The 1,682-nt window shown below is 59.2% G+C and carries 1 protein-coding gene; it reads right to left on the bottom strand.

Going from position 1 to position 1,682, the window contains the following annotated elements; all coding sequences use genetic code 11:
* Nucleotides 1-1,682, bottom strand: a 1,682-nt coding sequence (locus tag EAE92_RS24010; RefSeq protein WP_214069852.1) for a hemagglutinin repeat-containing protein, incomplete at both ends; no start/stop codon positions are given.

The raw sequence follows: 1,682 nt of genomic DNA on the forward strand, positions 1-1,682 counted from the left end.
ACCGCGCCTAAAATCGCATGGGCCAGCGTGTTGGTGGCGATATCCACCTGATGGGTTTTCGGGTCGGTGGTCAGCTCTTTTATCACGCCCGCCAGATACGGTGAAGCGCCCCCGGCCAGCGCCTGACCGAGATTGTTGCCCGCTAAGCCCTCAATCGCTGCCGTAGCCGCCTGTAGGGCTTTCTGATAGGTTCCGCCGGTCCCAAAGCCCGAGTCATTCAGTGCCTGTGTGTAAGCGGTGTCATAAACTTGCTTATTGATATCCGCCGCAGTCGGGTGTGGATTGCCACTGTCGACCAGTTTTTTTCTGGCTGCCGCTTTGTCCGGCTCACTGATATGGTCTAACTTCGCTTTCGCCGCTTTGGTGGCGATAATTTTCCCTTCCGTACTGGCTATCTCGGTCATCTGGGCGCTGATTTCGCCAATCAGTCGCGCCTGTTTCAGTCGTTGCTGCGCTTTTTCCTTGTCAAATATCGGACTGAGGACATTCGCGGCGTTATCGGTATCGCGGCTGAGGGTCGCGATATCCTGCGTCTGGTGCGCCTTATCCCGGATAATCAGGTTGCCGTCGCTGACGGCGGCGTGCGTGGTGCTGCTGTCATGGCCCTGGTTATGGGAACCGCTCAGCCCATTGACCGCCAGATTATTCAGGACCTGACCGGCGGTGGGTTGGCCGAGGCTGACGCCCGCGCTTTGCTGCTCAACAGTAAAGTCCGCTTGATTTTTAATATCCTTGAAGCCCAGCGTCCCGGTGTTCAGGGTGTTGTTGGCTTTGTCGGCTTGACTGGCTATCACCGTGCCGTCCAGTTGGGTGTGGTCGCCGACGTTAACCTGATAGCCGCCTTTGCCGGCAAACAGCCCGGTCTGCTCCTGCACGCTGTCATAGTTGCTGTGGAGTTTATTGCGGCTGGCATTGAGGCTCGCGGTGCCGTTAGTGAGGGGCCCCACGGTGGCGCTGACGCCCGCGTTGGCGTTGTGTTGCTGGCTGTCATAGCGCTGGCTGTCCTGCTCGCTGCTTAATGTCAAATGACGTTTCACCTCGGCGGTAATCTGCTCGCCGTTGACCTGAGCCCCTTTTAGCGTCGTATCCCGGCCACTGTTCAGCCCGACGGTCTGTCCCGCCTGTAACGTGGTGTTAGTGTGACTGACGCCGTTGCCGTTTTCACGGCCGGTGCCCCGACTGACATTGGCTGAGACGTTCAGGCCGGTGCCCCCCGGCCCCGCGGTCAGGCCCACACCTAGCGAGCTGCCGTGGCTGCTGTTTTTGCCGGTCGTCTGTTCGGTGTTCTGGCTGGATGAGAGCTGAATATCCCGATTCGCATTGAGTTGCAGGTCTTTACCCGCCTGTAACTGGCTGCCCTGAATACGGATATCGCCATGCTGGCCTGATGCGCCTTTGCCATCCCCTTTGGCGGTTATGGTCAGGTTATCCCCGGCAGCGAGATGGCTGCCCTGTTGAGTGGTCTGGCGGTGCTGCTGTTCTGAACGGGAAGATTGACGCCCGTAGGACAGGCTCACCCCGGCCAGATTATTATTGCCTTTGTCGTCACTGCCCTGAGCTTCCGCCAGTCGGCCGGCCTGCACGGCCTGTACCCCGCTCAGCGCGACTTGAGTATTTTGCAGGGCTTTCACTCGCGGGTCACTTTCATTGCGAGCGGCTCTGGCGGTTTGCGCCGCGCTGTT

The organism is Photorhabdus hainanensis, from assembly GCF_018448965.1.
GTDB classification, from domain to species: Bacteria; Pseudomonadota; Gammaproteobacteria; order Enterobacterales; family Enterobacteriaceae; genus Photorhabdus; species Photorhabdus akhurstii.